Source organism: Stackebrandtia soli (assembly GCF_965137155.1).
GTDB classification, from domain to species: Bacteria; Actinomycetota; Actinomycetes; order Mycobacteriales; family Micromonosporaceae; genus Stackebrandtia; species Stackebrandtia soli.
The window spans coordinates 1-15,346 of sequence record NZ_CBCRZX010000074.1; the positions used below are offsets into that span (position 1 = coordinate 1).

General features: G+C 67.7%; 13 protein-coding genes. 9 read left to right on the forward strand and 4 right to left on the reverse strand.

Going from position 1 to position 15,346, the window contains the following annotated elements:
• Positions 1-172 precede the first annotated feature (172 nt).
• The 7 genes from ACM9NP_RS23240 (at position 173) to ACM9NP_RS23270 (ending at position 7,146) form a co-directional block, all read left to right on the forward strand.
• Positions 173-520, forward strand: a complete 348-nt coding sequence (locus ACM9NP_RS23240; RefSeq protein WP_415648904.1) for a YbaB/EbfC family nucleoid-associated protein — start codon at positions 173-175, stop codon at positions 518-520.
• A gap of 3 nt (positions 521-523) precedes the next feature.
• The gene (gene recR, locus ACM9NP_RS23245; protein WP_415648905.1) at positions 524-1,120 is read left to right on the forward strand and encodes a recombination mediator RecR; all 597 of its coding nucleotides are present in this window, start codon (positions 524-526) and stop codon (positions 1,118-1,120) included.
• A gap of 133 nt (positions 1,121-1,253) precedes the next feature.
• Positions 1,254-2,930, forward strand: a complete 1,677-nt coding sequence (locus tag ACM9NP_RS23250; protein ID WP_415648906.1) for an ABC transporter substrate-binding protein — start codon at positions 1,254-1,256, stop codon at positions 2,928-2,930.
• Between the two features lie 189 nt (positions 2,931-3,119).
• Positions 3,120-4,124 carry an ABC transporter permease gene (locus ACM9NP_RS23255; RefSeq protein WP_415648907.1) on the forward strand — a complete coding sequence of 335 codons (1,005 nt, stop codon included), beginning with the start codon at positions 3,120-3,122 and terminating at the stop codon, positions 4,122-4,124.
• Complete coding sequence (locus ACM9NP_RS23260) at positions 4,124-5,080, forward strand: ABC transporter permease (RefSeq protein WP_415648908.1); 957 nt, start codon at positions 4,124-4,126, stop codon at positions 5,078-5,080. The genes ACM9NP_RS23255 and ACM9NP_RS23260 overlap by 1 nt, the downstream gene beginning before the upstream one ends.
• A 6-nt stretch (positions 5,081-5,086) precedes the next feature.
• A complete protein-coding gene (locus tag ACM9NP_RS23265) occupies positions 5,087-6,082 on the forward strand; it encodes an ABC transporter ATP-binding protein (RefSeq protein WP_415648909.1) in 996 nt (331 codons plus the stop codon).
• Positions 6,079-7,146: an ABC transporter ATP-binding protein gene (locus ACM9NP_RS23270; protein ID WP_415648910.1), complete on the forward strand. Its 1,068-nt coding sequence runs from the start codon at positions 6,079-6,081 to the stop codon at positions 7,144-7,146. The genes ACM9NP_RS23265 and ACM9NP_RS23270 overlap by 4 nt, the downstream gene beginning before the upstream one ends.
• A 119-nt stretch (positions 7,147-7,265) precedes the next feature.
• Here the strand turns inward: ACM9NP_RS23270 and ACM9NP_RS23275 are convergent, their stop codons facing one another.
• The 3 genes from ACM9NP_RS23275 to ACM9NP_RS23285 form a co-directional block, all read right to left on the reverse strand.
• Entirely contained in the window at positions 7,266-8,090 is an 825-nt protein-coding gene (locus ACM9NP_RS23275; RefSeq protein ID WP_415648911.1) for a hypothetical protein, read from the reverse strand.
• A gap of 91 nt (positions 8,091-8,181) precedes the next feature.
• Positions 8,182-8,643: a hypothetical protein gene (locus tag ACM9NP_RS23280; protein ID WP_415648912.1), complete on the reverse strand. Its 462-nt coding sequence runs from the start codon at positions 8,641-8,643 to the stop codon at positions 8,182-8,184.
• Positions 8,644-8,645: 2 nt separating this feature from the next.
• On the reverse strand, positions 8,646-9,179 hold the full coding sequence (locus tag ACM9NP_RS23285) for a hypothetical protein (RefSeq protein WP_415648913.1): 534 nt from the start codon (positions 9,177-9,179) through the stop codon (positions 8,646-8,648).
• A 185-nt stretch (positions 9,180-9,364) separates the two neighbouring features.
• On the opposite strand from ACM9NP_RS23285, the gene ACM9NP_RS23290 reads away from it, so the two are divergent.
• The gene (locus tag ACM9NP_RS23290; protein WP_415648914.1) at positions 9,365-12,580 is read left to right on the forward strand and encodes an AfsR/SARP family transcriptional regulator; all 3,216 of its coding nucleotides are present in this window, start codon (positions 9,365-9,367) and stop codon (positions 12,578-12,580) included.
• Between the two features lie 420 nt (positions 12,581-13,000).
• A complete protein-coding gene (locus ACM9NP_RS23295) occupies positions 13,001-13,297 on the forward strand; it encodes a DivIVA domain-containing protein (protein WP_415648915.1) in 297 nt (98 codons plus the stop codon).
• Positions 13,298-13,336: 39 nt separating this feature from the next.
• Here ACM9NP_RS23295 and leuA read toward each other — a convergent pair whose 3' ends face one another.
• On the reverse strand, positions 13,337-15,043 hold the full coding sequence (gene leuA, locus ACM9NP_RS23300; RefSeq protein WP_415648916.1) for a 2-isopropylmalate synthase: 1,707 nt from the start codon (positions 15,041-15,043) through the stop codon (positions 13,337-13,339).
• Positions 15,044-15,346: the final 303 nt, after the last annotated feature.

Consider the following 15,346-nt stretch of genomic DNA (forward strand, 5'->3'; position numbering starts at 1 on the left):
GGTATAGGGGGTAGGGGGAGNGTGCCCGGNGGGCACTCGTCGAAGTCAGGGGTGGTCGCGGACTGGTCGGTTTGGTGGGCGGTGTGCTGGGTGGGGATTGACAGACGCGGCCTTTAATGTGTAGGAGGCCGCGGGTGTCCGCGGTGACCCGATCGGTGAGGAGATACCCCGAATGTTTCCCGGTGGCGGCGCGCCAAACATGCAGAAGCTGCTCAAGCAGGCCCAGCAGATGCAGGCGGATTACCTCGCCGCGCAGGAGGAGCTGAACTCGGCCGAGGTGACCGCCTCCGCCGGTGGCGGGCTCGTCTCGGCGACCGTGTCGGGCGCGGGCGAGCTCAAGTCCGTCTCGATCGACCCGAAGGCCGTCGACCTCGACGACCTGGAGACCCTCGAAGACCTCGTCGTCGCGGCGGTCGCCGCCGCCAACGCCGACGCGAAGGAGCTGGCCGAGGAGAAGATGGGCCCGATCACGCAGGCGATGTCCGGGATGTCCGGCGGCCTCGGCCTGCCGGGGATGTAGTCGATGTACGAGGGGGCGCTCGCCGACCTGGTGGACGAACTGGGTCGGCTTCCAGGCATCGGTCCCAAAAGCGCGCAACGGATCGCGTTCCACGTCCTGAACTCCGACATGTCTGATGTGGAGCGACTGGCGCAGGCGCTGCACGCCGTCAAGGAGAAGGTCCGCTTCTGCGAGGTGTGCGGCAACGTCGCCACCGAGGACCGCTGCCGCATCTGCCGGGATCCGCGCCGCGTCGACGACCTGATCTGCGTCGTCGAGGAGCCGAAGGACGTCATCGCGATCGAGAAGACCGGCGAGTTTCGTGGTCGGTACCACGTTCTCGGCGGTGCGATCAACCCGTTGGACGGGGTGGGTCCGGAGGACCTGCGCATCCGTGAGCTGATGCAGCGGCTCGCGGCCGGCGCGACGAAGGAACTCATCATCGCCACCGACCCGAACACGGAAGGTGAGGCGACGGCGACCTACCTGGCGCTGATGATCATGCCGATGGGGCTGACGGTGACGAGGCTGGCGTCCGGCCTGCCCGTCGGCGGCGATCTCGAGTACGCCGACGAAGTGACGTTGGGGCGCGCGTTCGAAGGGCGGCGGCCGGTCGCGTAGGGGTCACGGAAAGTCGTGGCCAGGGACACAATTCGATATCACCTCAGGTGCTCCCGTTCACAATGTCGCCGCACGGTAATAGGGTTTGCGACACATACCGATTACCTACCGCCGACCCCTTCTGAGGTAGAAGATGCGAAAAAACAGAACCAGGCTGACCGGGATCGTCGCGGGTTTCGCGGCGCTCGGCATCGCCGCGGCCGGGTGCGCAGCGGACCCAGCCGAGACCAGGGACAACGATTCCACGGTCTTCCGTTTCGCGGCAGCCGGTGACCCCAAGTCACTGGACCCGAGCCTGGCATCCGACGGTGAGACGTTCCGGGTGACCCGTCAGGTGTTCGAGACGTTGTTGGACCACGAGCGCGGTGGTTCGACGATCGTCGGGGGGCTTGCCGAGACGTGGTCGACTTCCGAGGACGGCACCCAGTGGTCGTTCACGCTCCGCGAGGGCGTCAAGTTCCACAATGGTGAGGACCTGACCGCCGAGGTCGTGTGCCTGAACTACGACCGTTGGTTCAACTGGTCGGGCAACTACCAGTCCGCCGCGATGTCGGCGTACTGGCAGGACACCTTCGGCGGCTTCGCCGAGAACGAGTCCAAGGACGCCCCCGAGCCGAACTACGTCGGGTGCAGCGCCAGCGACGACCTGAACCTCACCATCGAGGTCAAGAACCCGTCCTCGCGTCTGCCGGGCGGCTTCACGCTCGCGTCGATGGCGATCCACTCTCCCGAGTCGATCAAGACCTATGACGAGCAGGCGCCCGAGGGCGACGACGCGGCCGCGTTGACCTACCCCGAGTACAGCCAGACCGTGGGCGCGGCTCACGGCACCGGCCCGTACATGTACAAGGAGTGGGACAAGGCCAACCACACGGTGACCGTCGAGCGCTTCGACGACTACTGGGGCGAGAAGGCCAAGATCAAGACCGTCGTCTTCAAGACGATCCCCAAGGAGAACGACCGCAAGCAGGAGCTGCTGTCCGGCGGCATCGACGGTTACGACCTCGTCGCGCCTCAGGACATCGCCGAGCTGGAGAAGGCCGGCGTCCAGGTTCCGACTCGTGACCCGTTCAACCTGCTGTACCTCGGTTTCAACCAGACCATGGACGGCAAGGACACCCCGCTCGCGGACAAGAAGGTCCGTGAGGCGATCGCCCACGCGATCAACAAGGACAAGATCATCTCGCAGGTGTACCCCGCGGGCACGACGCCCGCGAAGGAGTTCATGCCTCCGACGCTGAGCGGCTGGTCCGACGAGGTGACCGAGTACGAGTACAACGTGGACACTGCCAAGGAGATGCTGGCGGACGCCGGAGCCGAGGACCTGACCCTCGACTTCTGCTACCCGACCGACGTCACCCGTCCTTACATGCCGTCGCCCGAGTCGATCTTCGAGAACATGAAGGCCGACCTCCAGGAGATCGGCATCACCGTCGAGGACAAGCCGCTCACCTGGGCGCCGGACTTCCTCGACACGACCGCCGAGGGTGGTTGCAGCCTGTACATCCTGGGCTGGACCGGCGACTACAACGAGGCGTACAACTTCCTCGGTACCTGGTTCGCCGCCAACGACCCGGCGTGGGGCTTCAACGACAAGGACATCCGCGACAAGCTCGCGGAGGCCGACGCCGAGCCGGACCCCGAGGCGCGTCTCCCGCTGTACATCGAGGCGAACAACCTGATCATGGACTTCATCCCGGGCGTGCCGATCGCGCACTCCTCGCCGTCCATCGCGTTCGCCGAGCACATCAACCCGCCGACGACCTCCCCGCTCACGCAGGAAGACTTCGCCGAGGCGAGTTTCAAGTAGTAGGGCAGTAAGCAAATGACGTGATGAGGGTGCCCGATCCTCGGGCACCCTCATCCGTCGCCTGAACCACTACCGGTCGCCGCGCGAACGACCCGGCATCTCGACGGGGGGCTTCACCGTCCATTCGCGACGGGTCCACCGGTCTTGCGTTCATCACCTCGTAATCAAGCAGAAAGGCATGCCGACGCCGTGTTGCGTTTCATCGTCCGGCGCCTGTTGCAGCTGATTCCCACCCTGTTCGGTCTGTCGGTGCTGCTGTTCCTGTGGCTCCACAATCTGCCGGGCGGCCCGGAGGCGGCGCTGTTGGGCGACCGCGCCACCGCCGAACGACGGGCACAGGTCCGCGAGGCCCTCGGGCTCAACGATCCACTGTGGGAACAGTATGGCCGGTTCATGCAGCAACTGATCCACCTCGACTTCGGATCGTCGATCCAGTCCGGGCGCCCCGTCCTGGACGAGTTCGTCGAACGTTTCCCCGCCACCATCGAGTTGTCGTTCACGGCGATGGCGATCGCCATCGCGTTCGGCATCCCGCTCGGCTATCTCGCCGCCCGTCGACGCGGCGGCTTCCTCGACTTCGGGGCGGTCACGTCGTCCCTCATCGGGATCTGCATCCCGGTCTTCTTCCTGGCATACCTGCTGAAGGAGCTGTTCGCGGTCAACCTCGGGATGTTCCCCGCCTCGGGCCGCATCACGATCGGTCTCGCCACTCCGGACGTCACGGGACTCATCGTCTTCGACAGTCTCATCACCGGCGACATGCAACTCTTCTCCGACGCGCTGGCGCACCTGGTCCTGCCCGGTGTCGCACTTGCGTCGATCCCCCTGGCGATCATCGTGCGGATGACGCGCGCGAGCGTCCTCGAAGTGTTGGGCGAGGACTACGTGCGCACCGCCGAGTCGAAGGGTTTGCGCGAGTCGACCATTCGCGGTCGGCACGTGCTGCGCAACGCGATGCTGCCGGTCATGACGACCATCGGTCTGCTCACCGGAAGCCTCCTGTCGGGTGCCGTTCTCACCGAGACGGTGTTCGCGTTCCCCGGCATCGGGTCGTTCCTGGCGACCGCGATCCCGGCCCGGGACTACCCGCTCATGATGGGCTTCATCATGATGATCGCGACGTCGTACGTCCTCATCAACCTGCTCGTGGACATCTCCTACAGCATCATCGATCCGAGAGTGCGGGTGCGCTGATGTCGACCAAAACAGACAAGATCGACCGGCTCGCCGAGCTGTCGACCCGATCGTTCGACGACTCGGGCGGCGTCAGCCTGTGGCGGGAGGCGTTCGGACGGCTGCGACGCAGCCCGATGGCGATCACCGGCGCGGCGATCATCATCGTCTTCATCGTCATGGCGATCCTCGGCCCGATCCTGGCCCCGTACAGTCCGACCGCGTTGACGTGGGGCGACGAGGTGTCGCCCGCGCAGGGGACGTTCGTCGGCCCGCGCGCCGAGAACTGGCTCGGCCTCGACAACCTCGGACGTGACGAACTGTCCCGACTCCTCATCGGAGCCCGACAGTCGCTGCTCGTCGGCGTCGTCGCCACCGGCATCGGTTTCACGATCGGCGCGCTGATCGGCGGCCTCTCGGGCGCGTGCCTCGCGCTCGGCGGCAGGGTCGGCAAGCGGATCGACACCGTCATCATGCGTTTCATCGACATGATGCTCGCGCTGCCGTCGCTGCTCCTGGCACTGTCGGTCGCGGCGATCCTCGGGCAGAGCCTGACGACCGTCATGATCGCCGTCGGTACCGTCCAGATCCCGATCTTCGCGCGACTGCTGCGCGGCTCGATGCTCGCACAGTCGCATTCGGACTATGTGCTGGCGTCGCGGGCGCTCGGCGTGCGACGGTCGAGGATCGTGCTGTCGCACATCATCCCGAACTCCATGGGACCCGTCATCGTCCAGGCGACGTTGAGCCTCGCGACCGCGATCATCGAGGCGGCGGCGCTGTCGTACCTCGGCCTCGGGAACCCGGACATGTCCGCGCCCGAGTGGGGCGTCATGCTCGCGCAGGCGCAGTACTTCTTCGGCAGCGCGATGCAACTGGCGATCTATCCGGCGGTCGCCATCATCATCACCGCCCTGGGCTTCACACTGTTGGGTGAAGCGCTGCGGGAGTCCCTCGATCCCAAGCTGCGGAAGTGATCTCGCATGTCTTTGCTTAATGTGGAAGAACTGTCGGTGACGTTCACCCAGCGCGGCAAGCCGGACGTGCGGGCCGTCGACGGCGTGTCGTTCAGCGTCGACGAGGGCGAGGTCGTCGGCCTCGTCGGCGAATCCGGCTGCGGCAAGAGCGTCACCTCCCTGGCTCTCATGGGTCTGTTGCGCGGCAAGAACTTCAAGGTCGGCGGCAAGGCCGTCTTCGACGGTGTCGACCTGCTGTCGCTCAAGGCCGACAGGATGCGGGACCTGCGCGGCTCCGCGATGGCGATGATCTTCCAGGACCCGCTGTCCTCGCTGAACCCCGTGATTCCGCTCGGGGTGCAGGTGACGGAGATCCTTCAGCGCCACCGGGGCATGCGTGGCGAGGCCGCGCGCAAGGAGGCCGCGTCCCTGTTGGACCGTGTCGGCATTCCCGACCCGACCCGACGCCTGAAGGAGTACCCGCACCAGCTGTCCGGTGGCATGCGCCAGCGCGCGCTCATCGCGATGGCGGTGGCGTGCGCGCCGCGTCTGCTGATCGCCGACGAGCCGACGACCGCGCTCGACGTCACGATCCAGGCGCAGATCCTCGAACTGCTCAGCGAACTCGTCGACACGCAGGGCACCGCGTTGTTGATGATCACGCACGACCTCGGGGTCGTCGCGGGATTGTGCGACGACATCAACGTCCTGTACGCCGGACGCGTCGTCGAGGCGGCGGCACGGCGTCCGTTGTTCGCGGACCCGACACACCCGTACACGGTCGGCCTGCTCGGATCGATTCCGCGGCTGGACGCCCCGCGTGGGGAGAAGCTCACGCCGATTCGCGGGTCCGTCAATGACAACATCCCGTGGAGCAAGGGCTGCGCTTTCGCGCCCCGCTGTGATCACTACACGATGGACTGCCTGTCGGGACCGCCGGAGCTGCGGGAGAGCACCTCTGGCCACCGGTACCGCTGCGCCAACCCGATCACGAACGCCACGAACGCGGAGGCGACGACATGAGCCTGCTCGAACTCGATGACCTGAAGGTCCACTTCCCGATCCGGCGCGGTCTGTTCATGGACCGCACGGTCGGGTACGTCTACGCCGTGGACGGCGTCTCGCTGTCCGTCGAGCGTGGAGAGACGTACGGGCTCGTCGGCGAATCCGGCTGTGGCAAGACCACACTGGGCCGGGCCGTCCTGCGGCTCAACGACATCACCAGCGGCGAGGTCCGCTTCGACGGCGTGGACCTCGCGGCCCTGCCGGCGGAGCAGATGCGCAAGTCCCGAAAGCACCTGCAGATGGTGTTCCAGGACCCGCTCGGCAGTCTCGACCCGCGCCAGAACGTCGAGGCGATCCTCACCGAGGGCCTTGCCGCGCACGACATCGGCACGAGCCGCGCCGACCGTCGCGCCCGGATCATCCGCACGCTCGACGCGGTCGGGCTGCCGTCGTCGGCCCTGTCCCGGTACCCGCACGAGTTCTCCGGCGGCCAACGCCAGCGCATCGGCATCGCGCGGGCGCTCGTGCTGGAACCGGACCTGATCATCTGCGACGAACCGGTGTCCGCGTTGGACGTCTCGATCCAGGCGCAGGTGATCAACCTCCTGGAGGAGATCCAGGAGTCCCTGGGCATCACGTATCTCGTGATCGCCCACGACCTCGCCGTCGTCCGGCACATCTCCGACACCATCGGCGTCATGTACCTCGGGTCTCTTGTGGAGGAGGCGGGCAGCGACGCGCTGTACGCGTCCCCGAAGCACCCGTACACGAAGGCGCTCATGTCGGCCGTGCCGGTGCCGGACCCGGACGTCGAGGATGCGCGCGAGCGGATCCTGTTGACGGGCGATCTGCCGTCACCGGCGAATCCGCCGACGGGCTGCCGCTTCCACACGCGTTGTCCGTGGCGTCAAGACGAGTTGTGCGACACCGAACGCCCGGAGCTGCGCGAGCTGTCCACCGGGCACAAGGTCGCGTGCCACTACGCCGAACAGATCGACGCGGGGGAACTTCATCCCACGCGCAGTCTCGCCACGGCGATTCTCCCGGACGCTGAGTTGCAGACGAAGGTCCCCGACGCCTGACCGAGGCATCGGTCGGTATGTTGACGGCCCGTGGCCCGCGCGTGTGGGCCACGGGCCGTTACCCGCCCGGCGTGTGGATACAGTGGACTCTAGGTCCGTGTGGAATGGGCCGCGGCCGTTCAGGACCCGGGGTTCGTCGGGATGCGGAAGCCGTCGTGGTCGCCGCCGGTGTCGTCGGCGACGGCGGGTCGGGCGGGCAGGTACAGCGTCATGTTGGACTCGACGGTGCCTCGGTCGTCGCCGAGCGCCTCGCCGACGTTGCGTTCCTGGTCCTCGACGGCCTCGTGGAGTTTGCTCACGGCCTCGTGATGGCTGTTGATGATGTCGAAGGGGTCGTCCCCGCCGATGTCGGCGCGGATGGCGGCCGCCCCGGACGCGGCGCCCGCGATGATCGTCAGGGCGGCGGCGACGGCGCCCGCCGTGACGAAACCGGTGGCGACGACGGCGATGGCGCTGACGACGGCGAGCGCCGTGACCTGGTTCGACTTCTCCTTCGTCTCGATGAAGGTCTCGAGTGTCTCGATGGTGGTGTCGGCGATGCCCAGGATGTCGGTCCGCGTCTGTTCCACGATGGATTGACTGGCGACGAGGCCGGCCTTCACCTCTTGGACCAGGTGGATCTGGTTGTTGCGTTGGGTGTCGAAACCGCCGATGAAGTCGATGAAGTTGTCGGCGGCCTCGCCCTGCCAGTCGTCGGTCTTGGTGCCGACGTAGTTCATGTGCTGGGCGATGATCGGGTCGCGGAGGGTCCGCTCGCAGACTTCGAGCTGCTCGATCATGGGGTCGAAGGCCTTGGGGTCGCGGCGGGTGAACGGCTCGTAGGTATCGCGGATCCCGAAGGAGTCCGGTGCGTCCATGATCCCCTTCCAGTGCACGAGACAGGCCATCTTGGCGAGTTCTTCGATTTCGTCGGCTTTGCCCATGAGGTCGTCGGCGAATGCCATGTGTCTGACGCTTTCGATGAGAAGGGGACGGTTGATCGGGTGGCGGGGGCGTCGACCGTCGGGAGTGGATTTCCGATGGTCGCCCCCGCCGTCAGGTGTCGAGCGGCGGTGCCACGTTCTCCTCCGCCGGGTTGTAACCGTCGGGGTAGTGGGGGACGAGCTGGCGCGGGGGCACGTCGTACATGCCTTCGCGTTTGGCCTGGTCGAGCAGTTCCTTGGCGTTGCCCTCGTCGGATTCGGCGTAGTCCTCCGCGATGCCGACCAGGCAGGCGCCGGTGTCGGAGAGGTTCTCCGAGGTGGAGGCGAGGACCAGCTGGAGCGTGTCCCGCAGCGAAGTCCATTGCGGATAGATCCAGCCCATCGGCGTCATGAGGTCGTTGAAGTCGGGCATGAGTCCCGGGGCTTCACGGGCGGGTTCGAAGGCCTCGGCGTCCGGGCCGGAAGTTCCGCCGGTCTGCTGGGAGGCGATCGCGTACTGATTGGCGACCTCCGGCAACCGCACGGCCCCGTTGCGCCACAGTATGGAGAGTTCGACTCCGACTTCGTCTGCCATCGTTACCGGCCTTTCGTCTTGTATTCGTGTTTGACGGCCATCACGGTCTCGTGCGCCCGACGCGAGTAGGTGGCGCGCGCGGCGGCGATGGCGCTGTTGAGTTCGGTTTGAAGCTGTTCGGCGGAGACGTCGAGCCGGTCGACCGTGCCGGGGCGGATGCGCACCTGAACGCGACCGCGCTGTCCGACTCCGACCTTGACGTAGCCGCGCGGGGAGGTCTCCGCGACGGACAGTTCGCCGGAGAGTTCGTGGATGCGACGGTTGGCGGGCGGGGCGTTCTTGGGAAGTTCGAAGTCGAGGGCCTTGCCGTAGCGCTTTTCGTACACCGTGGACAGTGCCTTCTGGAATCCTCGGAGGCCGCCGTTGACGGCTTCCTCTGCGGCCTTGGCGAGGGACGCGTCGGTGTGCCGACGGAGCGCTTCCGCTCCGAAGGCGATGTCGATGGTGCGGTCGGCGGTCATCCGGGCCGTCACGGAACCGTCGGGGGAGGTCGCGGTGATGTTGATGCGTCGCACGCTGTCTGCCAGGGCGCCCATGGGAGAGACTCCTCACCGATCGTCGAGTTGGAGGTCGTCCGCCTGCCGGCGGGCCGTGCTGGTCGTCGGCGACCTCGATGTCGACTCCGACGCTAATGAGCGGATCTTGCGGCGGTCTTGCGAAAGCTTTCGCGGGTATTCTTCGCCGCACGAGACGCGGTGAGAAGGGTTGGACGTTGGCGCTGGTGCGGTTGCTGGGGACGATTCAAGTCCACAATGGTGAAGAGTGGGTGTCGGCGGGGCCGCCGAAGCAGGCGTGCGTGCTCGCGGTGTTGACGATGGCTCGCGGCAAGCCCGTCACCGGTGAGACCCTGGCGCATCGCGTGTGGGGAGTCGAGGTCCCGGCGGCGTCCAGGTCAGTCATCTATGGACACCTGGCGCGCCTGCGCGCCCTGTTCGCCGGACATCCCGAGGTCGTGCTGCACCGCGCGACCTCCGACGGATACCGGCTCACGATCCCGGGCGACGCCGTCGACCTGTTCCGCGCCAGGCGATTGGCTCTTGGGGCTGCGACCGAGACCGACGCGGGGGGCGCCGTCCGGGCGTGGCGTGAAGCCGCCGAACTGTGGCGCGGTCCCGCTCTCGGTGGGGTCGCGGGGGCGTGGGCGTCGTCCGTCCGAAGTCGACTCCACAGTGAGCACATCGAACTGTTGACGAGCCTGTACGACGCGGAGCTCGCGGTCGGCAATGCTTCTGGGATCATCGCCGACCTGGAGGAACTCGTCCTCGCGGAGCCGCTGACCGAGAGCCTCACCGCGCGACTGATGCGAGCACTGTGGAATGTCGGGCGACCCGCCGACGCGCTTCGGCGTTACGCCGTCACCCACGCGGCCCTGCGCGACCGGCTCGGCAGAGACCCCGGCACCGAGCTGCGCCGACTCCACCGCGAGATCCTCTCCGACGACGGCCCACCGCCGCCCGCCGAACCCGCCCAGGCAGCCGTTCCCGTCCCCGCGCAACTCCCCGCCGACAGCGCCGCCTTCACCGGCCGCGCCGAGGAACTCGACACGCTCACCGCCAGTGTCGGAGCGGCATTGGACACCCGATCACCCGGCACGGTCGTGGTGTCCGCAGTAGACGGAATGGCGGGGGTCGGCAAGACGGCTCTCGCGGTGCGGGCCGCCAACGCGGTCGCCCACCAGTTCCCCGACGGGCAGCTCTTCCTCAACCTGCACGGCTTCACCGAGAACCTTCCGCCCGTCGGGCCGTCCGACGCCCTCGCGCGCCTGCTGCGCGGCCTCGGCCTGCCCGAGACCGAGATACCGGACAATCTGGACGATCGCGCGTCCGCCTATCGAAGTGCCCTCGCGGACAAGCGCGTGCTCATCCTGCTCGACAACGCCGCCAACGAGGAGCAGGTGCGGCCGTTGCTTCCCGGCGGGTCCGGCTGTCTCGTCCTCATCACGAGCCGCCGCACGATGCTCTCGCTCGACGACGTGATCCCCGTGTCCCTGAACGTCTTGACCACCGACGACGCGATCGACATGTTGCTGCGCGCCTCCGGACGAGTCGGCGCGTCCCGTGACGACGCTCGCCGCGTCGTCGAGCTGTGCGGGCGCCTGCCCCTGGCCGTCCGCATCGCCGCCGCCCGGCTCCGCAGTAGACCACGATGGACACTCGACGACCTGTGCGACCGGATCGGCGACGAGCGGTACATGCTGTCGGAGCTCGAAGTCGGCGAACGCAGCGTTGCGGCCGCCTTCGCCGTGTCATACGGCGAACTCGACGCCGAGCACCAGCGCGTGTTCCGGTTGATCGGCCTCGTTCCCGGCTCCGACTTCACCGCGGACGCCGTCGCCGCGCTCGTCGGCAGACCCGTCCGGGACGTCGAACCGCTGCTCGAGGATCTCGCCGACGCGCATCTCATCGAGCTGGCCGACCGGTCCCGATACCGCCTCCACGACCTGATGCGTCTGTACGCGCGCGGCCTCCTCGACATCGAGGACGACCCGGAGCACGACGACGCCCCCGCGCGCCTGTACTGGTGGTACGCGGCGACGGTGTGGGAGGCCGTCGGCACGCCGACGGCGCGGTACCGGATGCCCTTGCCGCCAGCGGTTCCCGGCGTCGAGAAGACCACATTCGAATCCCCGGAGGACGGACGTTCCTGGATCGCGGCCGAACGCGTCAACCTGCTCGCCCTCGCCGACGCCATCGCGGGCGACGGGCCGGGAGACATCCTGCTGACCCTGGCCGAGGCCTTGAGCACGTACTTCCTCGACGCGGGGGACGCGGCCACCGCCGTGCGCATCGCCGAACTCGGCCTGTGGGCCGCCGAGAGCGGGGACACCCCTGCGGGCGAGGGCAAGATGCGCTACCTGTTGGGGCAGTGCGCCAACATCTCCGGAGACCAACACGAGGCGATCCGCCACTATGAGGCGGGCTTGACGGCGCTGCGGACCGCCACCGGCACCGCCGCCTCCTCCATCCGCGCCGAGCTGTACACGAGCTTCGCCGGATCGGCCTACACCCTCGGGCGCCTCGAACAATGCGCCGAACTGTGCCGCCGCGGCATCGAGCTCTACGAGACGATCCCCGGAGCCGGAGCCGACGCGGCCCACAACCTGCTCGGTCTCGTCAGCGACCTCGCCGGTCGCCTGCCCGAAGCCGTCGAACACCTCCACCAAGTCGAACGATCCCAGCGCTCCACCAACGGCCGTCACCTGCACCTCGTCGTGTCCAACCTCGCGATCGTCTATATCAGACTGGGCGATGTGGAGCGTTCGCTCGCGTACTCGGTCGAGGGCCACCGACTCGGCGAGAGCATGAACATCCGCAAGTTCACCGCCGCCCACCTCGTGAACCTGTCCCGCGCCGAACTCATGCTCGATCGACCCGACGTCGCGCGCGAGCACGCCGAGGCCGCGCTCGCCGCCGCGATCGAGTCCCAGGCCGTCCTTCAGGAACCGTTCTGCCTCATCACCCGCGCGATGGCCACCCACCGCGAACCGGACCGCGCCGTCGACGACGCTCGGGCCGCGCTCACGCGCGCTCGCGAACTCGACGCCCGTGCCGAGGAGGTCGAGGCGCTGATCCTGCTCGCGTCCGCGCTCGTGAGCGTCGGCGACGCGACGGACGCGCTCGAACCCGCGACCGACGCGATCGGACTCGCGCGCGACCGCGAATACGGCGTCGCGCACGCCCAGGCCCTGACCGTTCGAGCGAGGGCGCTCGCCGAACTCGGCGACCCGGCGGCGCACGTCGACGCGACGGAGGCCCTCGCACTGCACCGCGCGTCGGGCCACCGCCCAGGCGAGATCCGCGCGCTCCTGATCCTCTCCCGGATCGCCGAGACCTCGGATCCGGTGAGCGCCGCGAGCCTGCGAGGCGACGCGGACGCGGTCCGTCTCGCCTGCGGGATTCCGACAACACTGGACCTATTGGCGGTGTCGCCGATCTAGGAGCCGGTGGGAGTCCACTCCGTGACGAGCGGGCTCGCCGGGAGGCGGGGGTGTCGGCGCGCGACGCCTTGGGCGTGCCGGAGCGCGGTATCGGAGTCCCTTCCGGAGTCGTTTCCGGCACGTCGCGGGGCACCACCCGAAGTCTCTCGGCGGGCTGAGGACCCGGAGGAAGCGGTGCGGCTACTGCCTCGGTATCTCGGCCGCCGCGCTGTCGACGTCGTCCGCGCCTATGAAGCTCCATAGTGCTCGCCCGGCGGGACCCGGGGTCTCGACCCGACCTGGGGTTCGCCGAGCGGGACCCGGGGTACTCGAACCGTCCAGGTGCGTGGTGGAGACGGGGCTCCCTTCGTTCGCAGAACACGCGGCTTGCCGCGGCCCCAAGGACGGCGCGGACTTGACGATCGTCGTTATCGTGTCGGGATGACCGACTTGCCGATCACCGCCGCCGAGATCCAAAACGCGCAGTTCACCACCGTCATGCGCGGCTATGACGTCGATCAGGTCGACAACTATCTGGACGTCGTGATCGGCCGACTCAACGCCGGTCAACCACCGTCCGTCCCGGGCGAGACCATCACCTTCGCGATCGTCATGCGCGGCTACGACACTGCCCAGGTGGACGCCCTGCTGAGGCGGATCGACCCATACCGCGCGGTCTCCGTCGTATCGCCAAAGGACAGTCCAAAGGGCTTCTTCGCCCGCCTCTTCGGCGGCTGACCCGGCGGCGAGCCGTTGGCCCGCCGCCGACTCGACCGTCTATCGTGTCCGGTTGAGCGCGCTCGCGACGGCGCGCATCGAGGCGGTGACGATGTTCTCGTGCACCCCCGCGCCCCACAGCACGTCGTCGCCGATCGCGCACTCCACATAGGCGGCGGCCTTCGCGGTCTCGCCCGCGGTCAGGGCGTGCTCGGCGTAGTCCAGGACGCTGACGCGTACCCCGATGCCGCCCACCGCGTCCACGAACGCCGACAGTGGACCGTTGCCGGTGCCGTGGACCTTGTGCTCGGCCCCGTCGACGGTGATGAGCGCGTCGATCGTGACCGTCCCGTCCGCTGACGCCTGCGACGTGTGCTCGCCGATGACGATCCGGGGATGCCGCTGTTCGTCCACTGAGTACTCGTGCTGGAAGATGTCGAACATCTGCGCCGGGGTGACCTCGCCGCCCGCCGCGTCGGCGTGCCGCTGTACGACGTGGGAGAACTCCATCCGCATCCGACGCGGCAGGTTCAGGCCGTACTCGGTCTTCAGGATGTACGCGACGCCGCCCTTGCCGGACTGCGAGTTCACCCGGATGACGGCCTCGTAGGACCGGCCCACGTCCTTCGGGTCGATCGGCAGATACGGTACGGCCCAAGGGAACTCGTCGACCCTCTTGCCCGCCGCCGCCGCGTCCGCCGCCAACGCGTCGAAGCCCTTGTTGATCGCGTCCTGGTGCGATCCCGAGAAGGCCGTGTACACCAGGTCGCCCGCGTACGGGTGACGCTCGTGCACGGGCAGTTGGTTGCAGTGCTCGACCGAGCGCTTGATCGCGTCGATGTTGGAGAAGTCGACGCGCGGGTCGATGCCCTGGCTGAACATGTTGAGCCCCAAGGTCACCAGGTCGACGTTGCCGGTGCGTTCGCCATTACCGAAGAGACAACCCTCGATCCGGTCGGCGCCGGCCATCAGACCCAGTTCGGCGGCCGCGACGCCGGTGCCCCGGTCGTTGTGGGGGTGCAGCGACAGGATCACGCTGTCCCGGCGCGGCAGGTTCCGGTGCATCCACTCGATCGAGTCGGCGTACACGTTGGGCGTCGCCATCTCGACCGTGGCGGGCAGGTTCACGATGAGCGGGCGGTCGGGAGTCGGGTCGATGACGTCGATGACGGCCGAGCAGACCGCCAGCGCGTGCTCCAGTTCCGTCCCGGTGTACGACTCGGGCGAGTACTCGTAGCGAATGTCCGAGTCGGGGGTGTGGATCTCCGCGTACTTCTGGCACAGCCGGGCGCCCTGCGTCGCGATATCGGTGATCCCCGCGACGTCCATCCCGAACACGACGCGGCGTTGCAACGCGGACGTCGAGTTGTAGAAGTGGACGATGGCGCGTTTGACGCCGCGCAGCGCCTCGAAGGTGCGGTCGATCAGGTGTTCCCGGCACTGCACGAGGACCTGGATCGTCACATCCTCGGGGATGACGTTCTCGTCGATGAGCGTGCGGACGAAGTCGAAGTCCGTCTGACTCGCAGCCGGGAAACCGACCTCGATCTCCCGATAGCCCATCGACACGAGCAGGTCGAACATGCGGCGTTTGCGCTGCGGCGACATCGGATCGACGAGGGCCTGGTTCCCGTCGCGCAGGTCGACGGCGCACCAGGTGGGTGCGGAGGTGATGCGGCGGGTGGGCCAGGCGCGGTCGGGCAGATCGAACGGGAATTGTTCGTGATACGGCCGGTACCGAGTGGCTTTGGCGGCGAAAGCTGTCATGACGTGGCTACTTCCTGGGAGTGAAGCGGGCATCCACCGGCGCGAGAAACCCCGCGACGGGAGCCGGCTCGGACTCAAGCCCCGTCGCGGCACCCAAGAAGACGTACTCGCGGCATAACAGGTGGGACAGTACGCCGCCGGGCCAACCCACGGCCAGCAACTCTCACATCATGAGAGCGCGTGTCGCCTGATGAGAGCTCGTTCCACGCGCGGCTGCGACCCATCTCACTCCAAGCACTGCCCCGCTCCCCGCCTCGCTCGACTCCGGCACCGCTCGACTCCCCGCTCCTGCTTCGCTTCCGG

Excerpts from the sequence above, each read along its gene's own strand:
- ACM9NP_RS23240 (WP_415648904.1), top strand. The coding sequence starts at position 173 with ATGTTTCCCGGTGGCGGCGCGCCAAACATGCAGAAGCTGCTCAAGCAG.
- recR (WP_415648905.1), top strand. The coding sequence starts at position 524 with ATGTACGAGGGGGCGCTCGCCGACCTGGTGGACGAACTGGGTCGGCTT.
- ACM9NP_RS23250 (WP_415648906.1), top strand. The coding sequence starts at position 1,254 with ATGCGAAAAAACAGAACCAGGCTGACCGGGATCGTCGCGGGTTTCGCG.
- ACM9NP_RS23260 (WP_415648908.1), top strand. The coding sequence starts at position 4,124 with ATGTCGACCAAAACAGACAAGATCGACCGGCTCGCCGAGCTGTCGACC.
- ACM9NP_RS23265 (WP_415648909.1), top strand. The coding sequence starts at position 5,087 with ATGTCTTTGCTTAATGTGGAAGAACTGTCGGTGACGTTCACCCAGCGC.
- ACM9NP_RS23270 (WP_415648910.1), top strand. The coding sequence starts at position 6,079 with ATGAGCCTGCTCGAACTCGATGACCTGAAGGTCCACTTCCCGATCCGG.
- ACM9NP_RS23275 (WP_415648911.1), bottom strand. The coding sequence starts at position 8,090 with ATGGCATTCGCCGACGACCTCATGGGCAAAGCCGACGAAATCGAAGAA.
- ACM9NP_RS23280 (WP_415648912.1), bottom strand. The coding sequence starts at position 8,643 with ATGGCAGACGAAGTCGGAGTCGAACTCTCCATACTGTGGCGCAACGGG.
- ACM9NP_RS23285 (WP_415648913.1), bottom strand. The coding sequence starts at position 9,179 with ATGGGCGCCCTGGCAGACAGCGTGCGACGCATCAACATCACCGCGACC.
- ACM9NP_RS23295 (WP_415648915.1), top strand. The coding sequence starts at position 13,001 with ATGACCGACTTGCCGATCACCGCCGCCGAGATCCAAAACGCGCAGTTC.
- leuA (WP_415648916.1), bottom strand. The coding sequence starts at position 15,043 with ATGACAGCTTTCGCCGCCAAAGCCACTCGGTACCGGCCGTATCACGAA.